This is a genomic window from Actinacidiphila sp. bgisy144 (genome assembly GCF_057708105.1).
The window spans coordinates 37,136-45,993 of the sequence record NZ_JBYIRM010000020.1; the positions used below are offsets into that span (position 1 = coordinate 37,136).

Consider the following 8,858-nt stretch of genomic DNA (forward strand, 5'->3'; position numbering starts at 1 on the left):
GGAGTACCCATGCCCCCGATCCAGGAGGAGCTGCGCCTGCGCACCCGGCAGACCCGGCCGCGGGTCCGGGTCCGCCGCGCGCAGGTGCTGCGCACCGCCGAGCTGACCGCGCGGATGCGCCGGATCACCGTCGGCGGCCCGGACCTGGCCGGCTGCGCGGAGGGCGGACTGCCCGCCGACGCATGGAAGTTCATGCTCCCGCCGGCCGGGCGCCGCACCGTGGACCTGCCGGCGGCCGGCCCCGACGGCGCCCCCACCTACCCGCCGGGCGCTCACCCGCCGGTGCTGCGCGCCTTCACCGCGCGCCGGGTCGACCCGGACCGCAACGAACTGACGGTGGACGTGGTGCTGCACGGCGACACCCCCGCGAGCGGGTGGGCGCGCACCGCCCTGCCGGGCGACGAGGTCGCGCTCGCCGGTCCCCGGCACGACTTCGCCCCCTGCGCACAGGCCGCCTGGCATCTGCTGGCCGGTGACGAGACGGCGCTGCCCGCGATCGCGGCGATCCTCGAGGCGCTGCCCGACGGCACCCCTGTGGTGGCGCTCATCGAGGTCGACGGCCCGGCCGACCGGCTCGAACTGGCCGCGCCCGCCGGCGCGGACGTGCGCTGGCTCTACCGCGACGGCCTGCCGGCCGGGCCCGGCGGGCCCCTGGAGAAGGCGGTGCGCGACATCGGCCGGCCCTTCGCCGGGGCCCAGGCGTGGGTCGGCGCCGAGGCGGGCGCCGCCCGCGCGATCCGCCGCTGCCTGCTCGACGAACGCGGCCTGCCGCGGCCCCAGTTGCAGGCATCGGCGTACTGGAAGCGGGAGTTGACCAGCGACGAGCGGGACGTCGAGGTCCTTGCCGCGTACCAGGCCGCGGTGGCCGCCGGCGGCGACCCCTTCGACCCGTCCCTCACCACCGAAGCCGACCTGGCCTAAGGGACGCCTCCTTCGTGGGTGGGCCGCCTCCGTCCGCCGGCTCGCTCATCTCGCGGTCGGGCCGGCCGGCGGAATCGAGCGCCCCGTTGACGTGGTGGCGAGCCCCTCGCGGGCTGCCCTGTCCCTTTGATCCGCAGCGTGATCGAATGGGGGATGACCTCATTCTGGACCGGTTCACGGGTCCGCTTGCGCGGCATCGAGGCGGAGGATTCGACCGCGCTCATGCGCTTCGCTTCCGACGAGGAAGGGCTGGGTGACTTGCTGCACCCACCGCGCCCCGCCGAGTACTTCACGACCCGGGCGCAGGAAGGCGCCGCCGCCGCACCGGGCGGTGACCGCTTCGCCTTGGTCATCGAATCGGTCGAGACCGGCCAGGCTGTCGGGGTTGTGGCCTCGCACCGGGCGGACCCGAACATGGGCTGGTTCGAGTACGGGGTGACACTGGGTGCGGATCACCGCCGGAAGGGCTACGCGACCGAAGCGGTGGTCATACTGCTGCGGTTCATGTTCGCCGAGCGGCGCTATCACAAGTGCGAGGCGCGGATACTCGACCACAACGAGGCATCACTCGCGCTTCACCGCAGGATCGGGTTCGTCGAGGAAGGACGCCTTCGCGATCGGGCGTATTACGGCGGCCGGCATCACGATCTGGTCGTGATGGGTATCCTCGCCGCCGAGTTCATCCAGCTCCATCCAGCGCGCTGACCACGTCCAGGGCCCGGACATGACCGTCAGCCCTCTTTCGTCCGCTGTCACATGGCCCGGCACCGGCCCCGCGGCCCTTGCCTGGCGGCGGGTGGGACGGGGGGTGGCCCCTCAAGGCGCGGTGGGGAGGGATTTGCGGTCGAGTTTGCCGATCGCGGTGAGGGGGAGGGCGGGGAGGGCGGTGAGGCGGTCGGGGGTTTTGAAGGCGGCCACGCCGCGGTCGCGGAGGAAGGCGGCAAGTTGCGCGGGGGTGGGGCAAGGGGCGCCGTCGGCCAGGACGACGAACGCGGTGATGCGCTCGCCGAGTACGGTGTCGCGCTCGCCGACGACGGCGGCCTGCCGTACGGCCGGGTGGGCGGCGAGGTGCTCCTCGACCTCCTCGGCGGAGACCTTCTCCCCGGCGCGGTTGATGACGTCCTTCACGCGCCCCTCGACCGCGAGGTTGCCGCCGGGCAGGCTGCGCACGAGGTCGCCGGTGCGATACCACCCGCCGGTGAACGTACGGGAGTTGTGCTCGGGCAGCCGGTAGTAGCCGCGCAGCGTGTAGGGGCCGCGGGTGAGCAGTTCGCCGACGGCGCCCTGCGGGACGGGGCGCCCGTCGGAGTCGACGACCCGCACTTCGTCGCCGGGGCTGAGCGGGCGGCCCTGGCAGGACAGCACCAGTTCCTCGGGGTCGTCGGGCCGGGTCAGGCACAGCAGCCCCTCGGCCATGCCGAAGACCTGCTGGAGGGTGCAGCCGAGCACGGGCCGGACCCGCGCGGCCGTGGCGGCGTCGGGCCGGGCGCCGCCGACCTGGAGCAGCCGCAGGCTGGAGAGGTCCTCGGGCAGCCACTCCTGCGCGTCGAGCCACATCGCCAGCAGCGACGGCACGAGCGCGGTGGCGGTGACGCGCTCCTCGGCGACCAGCCGCAGCGACTCCTGCGGGCTCGGGTCGTCGGGGAGGACCACGGTGCCGCCGACCGCGAGGGTGCCGAGGACCCCGGGGCAGGCGAGCGCGAAGTTGTGGGCGGCCGGGAGGGCGGCGAGGTAGACGGTGCCGCGGTCGAAGCCGCAGACCTCGGCGGCGGCGCGGGCGTTGTACGCGTAGTCGTCGTGGGTGCGCGGGATGAGTTTGGGCAGGCCGGTGGTGCCGCCGGACAGCAGGAAGAGGGCCGCGTCGCCGGAGGGGCCGGGCGGGGGCAGCGGGGTGTGCCGCAGGGTGCGGCCGGCGCGTTCCACGGCGTCGAGCGCGGTGAACTCCTGGGCGTCGCCGGCCACGAGGACGTGCCGCAGGGCGACGCCGCTCAGCGCGGCCACCCGGCGGGCGGTGTCGCGGTGGTCGTGGCCGAGGTAGCGGTCGGCGGTGAGGTAGGCGCGCGCGCCGGCGAAGCCGCACAGGTGGGCGATCTCGCGTTCGCGGTGGGCGGGCAGGGCGTAGACCGGCAGGGCGCCGATCCGCAGCAGGGCGAAGGTGGCGAGGACGAACTCGGGCCGGTTGGGCAGGTGGACCACGACGCGGTCGCCGCGGGCCAGCCCGAGTGCGAGCAGCCCGCGGGCGAGGTCGTCGGCGCGGGTGTCGAGTTCCCGGTAGCCGATACGGGCGCCGCGGGCCACCAGCGCGGTGCGGTCGCCGTGTTCGGCGGCGGCGCGGCGCAGCAGCTCGCCGAGCGGTTCCCCCTTCCAGTAGCCGTCGCGGCGGTGGCGGTCGGCTTCCTCGGCGGGCCAGGGTACGCATCCGGACAGCATGCGGGTCCTCTCGGCGGGTTCGCGTGCGGGCAGGGCGGCGGGACAGGACAGCGGGACAGCGGGACGGCGGGACGGCGGAAGGGCGGCCAGGGACGGCGCCGGGAAGGGCGTCGGCGGGCGCGGGTCAGGGTCCCGGCACCAGGTGGGGCGCGACGCTGGCGAGCTTCTCGCAGGTCTCGCGGTACTCCCGGGCAGGCCGGGAGACCCCGACGATGCCCGCGCCGGCCCGCAGCCAGGTGCGGCCTTGGTGGGTGTAGACGGTGCGCAGCGCGAGCGCGGCGTCGAGGTCGCCGTCGGCGGTGGCGCGCAGCACGGCGCCGGAGTACAGGCCGCGGGCCGGTTCGTGGGCGGCGATCACCTCGTACGCCGCGGGTTTGGGGATGCCGGAGGCGGTGACGGCGGGGAAGAGCGCGGCCAGGGCGTCCCAGCGGGTGCGGTCCGCGCGCAGCCGGCCGCGGACCCGGGAGCCGAGGTGGCGGACGCTGCCGCGCTCCTTGACCGCCATGAACTCCTCGACGGCCACGCTGCCGGGTGCGCACAGGGCGCGCATCTCGGTGTCGGCGAGCTGGACGGACACGGCGTGCTCGTAGATCTCCTTGACGTCGGTGCGCAGTTCGGCGGCGGCGCGGGCGTCGCGCTCGGGGTCGCCGGTGTGGCGGGCGCGGGTGCCGGCCAGCGGCTGGGAGGTGACGAGGCCGTCGGCGCCGACCTCGGCGACGGTCTCGGGGCTGAAGCCGGCGGCGCGCAGGTCCGGCAGGTCGAGCAGGAAGGAGCGGGCGGGGGTGTTGGCGCGGCGCCCGGCCGCATAGGTGGCGGGGAAGTCCAGCGCGAAGGGCACTTCGACGCGGCGGGAGAGGATGACCTTCTCCAGGTCGCCGCGGTTGATGCGGGCGACGGCGTCGGCGACGGCCTGTTCGTAGGCGGCCGGGCCCTCGGCCTCCACGTCGAGGGGGCGGGCGGGGCGGGCGGTTTCGGTGCTGGGGGTGCGGGCGGCGGCCAGGACGCGCTGGAGCAGGTCGGGTGCGGCGCAGCGTACGTCGAGCCCGCCGGTGCCGATCTCGGCCTCGACGGCGGGTACGAAGGCGTGGGCGAGCGGCTGTTCGGGGTCGGCCGGGGTGCGGCCGATCGCGGCGGCGGCGCTCTCGAAGGCGACCCAGCCGTAGGCGCGCCAGTCGGCGACGGGTGCGGTGGCCAGGGCGGCGCCGAGTTCCTGTGCGGCGTGGCCGCAGGTGCGCGGGGCCGCGCGGCGCTCGCCGTTCCACTCGGTCTCGACGCGGTCCTGGCGGACCGTCACCTCGCCGAGGGCGCCGGCGGCGAACCACCAGCGGCCGTCCTGCTCGTAGACGGCGCAGCGGTCGGCGAGGCGGGACCGGGCGAGCCGGACGGCGGTGGCGAGGGGGTCGGGGACTCCGGCGGCCCGGGTGTGCAGGTAGCGCGGGGCCGGGGCGGGGGCGTGGGCGGGGGCGGGGGCGTGAGGGGCCACGGGGGACCGTCCTGTGTCGTCTGGCGGCGGGGGCGCGGTGCGGGGCGCCACGGTGCGGGGTGCGGACCGGGCGGCGGAACGGGCACGGCGGGTCGGGCGGATCGGCGGGAAGCCGTGTGCATACTGACACATTGTCGCGAATTACTAAGGCAAGCCTTGCCTAACCGCACTGAGCCTAACTAGCATCCGCCGGTGTGTCCACGTGTGATCCGCGGCGGACACCGCCGTACGAGGCCCCGGCCGCGCCGCCGCGGTGCCGTCCACCGAGCGAGGGAGACCTGTGACGCCGCCCGATCCGAGCAGCCCGCCCACCGCACCCGACCCCGCCGCACCAGCCCCCTCCGCGCCCGGCCCGGGCCCCCACCCGAGCCCCGATCCGGACTCCGACCCGGCATCCGACCCGCGGCTCGACCTGGAGCGGCTGCGCGCCACCGTCGCCGACGTCCTCGGCGTGGCGCCCGAGCAGGTCGGCGACGACGACAACCTTCTGGAACTCGGCGTCGAGTCGGTCCGCGTGATGGCGATCTCCGCCCGACTGCGCAGGTACCGGCTGCGGATCGGCTACGCGCGGATGATCGAGGAGCCGACCTTGCGGGCGTGGTGGCGGCTGATCGCCGAGGCCGCGGGCGACAGGGCCGCCGGATGAGGGCGCCGGACGCCACCCGCTCGCCGTGGCTGCGCGCCTTCCGCCCGCTCGGCCCGGACGCGCCGGCCCTGGTGCTCTTCCCGCACGCCGGGGGCAGCGCGGGCTTCTACCGCTCGCTCGCCGTCCGGTTCGGGCCGGAGGTGGACGTACGCGCCGTGCAGTACCCGGGGCGCGAGGCCCGCGCCGGGGAGGCGCTCGTCGACGCCATGGACGTGCTCGCCGACCGCGTGACCGAGGCGCTGCTCCCGCTGACCGGGCGGCGGCTGGCGATCCTCGGCCACAGCATGGGAGCGCTGGTCGCCTACGAGGTGACGCGCCGTCTGGAAGCGCAAGGCGCCCTCGTGGAACGGCTGTTCGCCTCCGCGCGGCACCCTCCGCACCTCCACGACCCGGCCTGCCACGACCCCGGTTACCACGCCCCGCCCGACCGCGAACGGCTGCGGCACCTGCTCGACGACGGCGCCTTCGCCGAGATGCTGCGCGACACCGGCGGCACCCCAGCCGCGCTGCTGGACCAACCGGAGATGCGCGACTACCTGCTGCCCATCGTCCGCAACGACTACCGGCTGGTGGAGACCTACCGGCCCGCCCCCGGGCCGGCGCTGCGCACCGGCGTGGTGTCGATCGCCGCCGAGGGCGACGGCACCGTGACCGCCGCGCAGGTCGAGGGGTGGCGGCGCACCACCCAGGGGCCGTTCGAGCATCTGACCTTCCCCGGCGGCCACTTCTACCTGCTGGAGCGCCCGGACACCCTCGCCGCCGCGGTGCTCACCCGGCTCGGCTGGGGCGCCTCCGCGCACTGACCGCGTACTGACCACGTACGACCACGCACCGACCACCGCCCGCGGCGCCGCGGCCGTACGGACTCGTACGCGGACCCCCGCGCGCCCCCGCCCCCGCACGCCTCCAACGACACCCAACCCACAAGGGAGTTGACCATCGTGGCTGCCGGCACACCGCTGCCCGCCGGTTCCGTGGACCCCGTCGCCGTCGTCGGCATGGCCGTCCGCCTGCCGGGCGCCGACACACCCGAGGACTTCTGGCGCAACCTGCGGGCCGGCACCGAGTCGCTCACCTCGTCCACCGACGAGGACCTGGCCGAGGCCGGGCTGCCACCCTCGGCCGCCGCCGACCCCGCGCGGGTCAGGACCCGCCCGGTGCTGGAGGGCGCCGAGTTCTTCGACGCGGCCTTCTTCGGCTACAGCCCCGGCGACGCCGACGTCATGGACCCGCAGCACCGGCTGTTCCTGGAGTGCGCGTGGGAGGCGCTGGAGTCGGCCGGCTACGACCCGCGCGGCCTGGCCGAGCGCGCGGTGAGCGTCTTCGGCGGCACCGGCCCGGACAGCTACTTCCTCCACCACCTGCACCCGCACCGGCGCGCGGCCGGGCCGGGCGCCGGGCCGGTGCAGCACCTGCTGGGCAACAGCGCGGACTTCCTCGCGCCGCGGGTGTCCTACGTCCTGGACCTGACCGGGCCGAGCGTGACCGTGCAGGCCGGCTGCTCCACCTCCCTGGTCGCCGTCCACCTCGCGGTGCAGAGCCTGCTCACGGGCGAGTCGGACCTCGCGCTGGCCGGCGGCGCGACCGTCTACTTCCCGCAGCGGGCCGGATACGTCCACCGCGAGGGCGGCGTCAACTCGCCGGACGGGCACTGCCGGGCCTTCGACGCGGCCGCGGCCGGCACCACGCCCGGCGACGGGGTCGCCGTCCTCGCGCTGCGCCGGCTGTCCGACGCGCGGGCCGCCGGGGACCCGGTGCTCGGGCTGATCCGCGGCACCGCGGTCAACAACGACGGCGGGGGCAAGGCCGGCTTCACCGCGCCCGCGGTGGACCCGCAGACCGACGTCGCCGCCGAAGCGCTGGCGCTGGCCGGGCTCGAACCGGCCGACATCGACTACCTGGAGGCCCACGGCACCGGCACCCCGATGGGCGACGCGCTGGAGGTCACCGCGCTCGCGGAGGCGTACGCCTCGGCCGGGCCCGGCAGGTTGCGCCTGGGCACCCACAAGCCGAACGTCGGCGACACCTGGGCGGCGGCGGGCGCGGTGGGGCTGGTCAAGGTGCTGCTGTCGTTGGCCCACGAGGAACTGCCGCCGCTGGCCAACTGGCAGCGGCCGCACCCGGAGATCGACTTCGCGCGCACTCCGTTCCGGCTCGCCGCGGAGGCGAGCGCCTGGCCGCGCGGGGAGCGGCCGCGGCGCGCGGCGGTGCACACGTTCGGGATCGGCGGGACCAACGCCCACGTGGTGCTCCAGGAGGCGCCGCCCGCGCCCGCCCGGCCCGGGCCGCCCGCGCCCCGAGCGGGCCGGGTGCACGTCCTGCCGCTGTCGGCGCGCAGCGACGGGGCGGTCCGGGCGCAGGCCGCCCGGCTGGCCGCGCACCTGGAGCGGCACCCCGAACTGCCGCTCGACGCGGTGGCGTTCACGCTGCTGACCGGGCGGGCCCGGTTCGCCCGCCGCGCCGCGGTCCTCGCCGGTGACCGCGACGGCGCGCTGGCCGCGCTGCGGGTGCTGGCCGCGGGCGGCACGCCGTCGTACGGCCCCGGGTGGGCGGTGCTGCGCCCCGGCGGCGGAGCGGCGGAGCCGGCTGCCGAGGAGTCGTACGGGGAAGCAGCCGCGCTGCGGCAGGCGGCCGCCTGGGTGGCCGGCGGCGAGGGCGAGCCCGCGGTCGCCCCCGACGGGGTACGGCAGCGGGTCGTGCTGCCCACCTACCCCTTCGAGCGGGCCCGGCACTGGGTCGCGCCCCCGCCGTACGCGGGGGAGCCGGGGGCGGCGGGGGCGGCGGCCGGGCAGCCGCATCCGCGGCCCGCGCTGGAGAACGCGTACGCGGCGCCGTCCGACCGGCTGGAGGAACTCGTCGCGGGCGCGTGGGGCGATGCCCTGGGCATCTCCGGCATCGGCCGCGACGACAACTTCTTCGACCTCGGCGGCCACTCCCTGCTCGCGGCCCACGTCACCGCCACCCTGCGCGGTGTGCTGCCGGTCCCGACCGACGCAACCGACCTGCTGGCCGCCCCGCCCACCCCGGCCGGCCACGCCGACCGCCTCCGCGACCGCCTGCACACCGCGCTCGGCGCCCTGACCGACGACGAAGCGGCCGCCCTCGCGGCGAAGTTGGCGTGAGGCGTGCCCGGCACCGCTCCCCCGCGGTCGTCGGCCCGGCGGGCCCTACCGGCCAGGCGCCGCGGGGAACGCCGCCGGTCGGGTGCCTGCTCGGACGCGTACGACGGCGCCCCCGGCACGGAAGCCCGGCGGGCCGGACAGCGTCGGCGGTGGGCGCGTGCCGCGCCGCATGCCGGGGGCCGGGTGGTGCGGCGGTCCGGCCCGGGGCCGCGGCGCACCGCCGTACGCCTCCCCCGCGGCCGGGGCCCCTTGGCTT

7 protein-coding genes are annotated in these 8,858 nt (G+C 76.8%); 5 read left to right on the forward strand and 2 right to left on the reverse strand.

The window, feature by feature from the left end; genetic code table 11:
• The first annotated feature begins 9 nt into the window (after positions 1 to 9).
• Positions 10 to 921, forward strand: coding sequence for a siderophore-interacting protein (locus AC3EVP_RS22745; protein WP_435132403.1), 912 nt, complete (start codon positions 10 to 12; stop codon positions 919 to 921).
• 126 nt (positions 922 to 1,047) lie between these two features.
• Positions 1,048 to 1,626 carry a GNAT family N-acetyltransferase gene (locus AC3EVP_RS22750; protein ID WP_435132405.1) on the forward strand — a complete coding sequence of 193 codons (579 nt, stop codon included), beginning with the start codon at positions 1,048 to 1,050 and terminating at the stop codon, positions 1,624 to 1,626.
• Positions 1,627 to 1,737: 111 nt separating this feature from the next.
• On the opposite strand, the gene AC3EVP_RS22755 is transcribed toward AC3EVP_RS22750, so the two are convergent.
• A complete protein-coding gene (locus AC3EVP_RS22755) occupies positions 1,738 to 3,351 on the reverse strand; it encodes a (2,3-dihydroxybenzoyl)adenylate synthase (protein ID WP_435132407.1) in 1,614 nt (537 codons plus the stop codon).
• Between the two features lie 124 nt (positions 3,352 to 3,475).
• Positions 3,476 to 4,834 (reverse strand): salicylate synthase, encoded by a 1,359-nt coding sequence (locus tag AC3EVP_RS22760; RefSeq protein WP_435132409.1) that lies wholly within the window; start codon positions 4,832 to 4,834, stop codon positions 3,476 to 3,478.
• A gap of 280 nt (positions 4,835 to 5,114) precedes the next feature.
• On the opposite strand from AC3EVP_RS22760, the gene AC3EVP_RS22765 reads away from it, so the two are divergent.
• From AC3EVP_RS22765 to AC3EVP_RS22775, 3 genes are all read left to right on the forward strand, one after another.
• Positions 5,115 to 5,480, forward strand: coding sequence for a phosphopantetheine-binding protein (locus tag AC3EVP_RS22765; protein ID WP_435132412.1), 366 nt, complete (start codon positions 5,115 to 5,117; stop codon positions 5,478 to 5,480).
• Positions 5,477 to 6,283, forward strand: a complete 807-nt coding sequence (locus tag AC3EVP_RS22770) for a thioesterase II family protein (protein WP_335979253.1) — start codon at positions 5,477 to 5,479, stop codon at positions 6,281 to 6,283. Before AC3EVP_RS22765 ends, AC3EVP_RS22770 begins: the two co-directional genes overlap by 4 nt.
• A 138-nt stretch (positions 6,284 to 6,421) precedes the next feature.
• Complete coding sequence (locus AC3EVP_RS22775; RefSeq protein WP_435132414.1) at positions 6,422 to 8,602, forward strand: beta-ketoacyl synthase N-terminal-like domain-containing protein; 2,181 nt, start codon at positions 6,422 to 6,424, stop codon at positions 8,600 to 8,602.
• The last annotated feature ends 256 nt before the right edge of the window (positions 8,603 to 8,858 follow it).

Excerpts from the sequence above, each read along its gene's own strand:
- AC3EVP_RS22755 (WP_435132407.1), bottom strand. The coding sequence starts at position 3,351 with ATGCTGTCCGGATGCGTACCCTGGCCCGCCGAGGAAGCCGACCGCCAC.
- AC3EVP_RS22745 (WP_435132403.1), top strand. The coding sequence starts at position 10 with ATGCCCCCGATCCAGGAGGAGCTGCGCCTGCGCACCCGGCAGACCCGG.
- AC3EVP_RS22770 (WP_335979253.1), top strand. The coding sequence starts at position 5,477 with ATGAGGGCGCCGGACGCCACCCGCTCGCCGTGGCTGCGCGCCTTCCGC.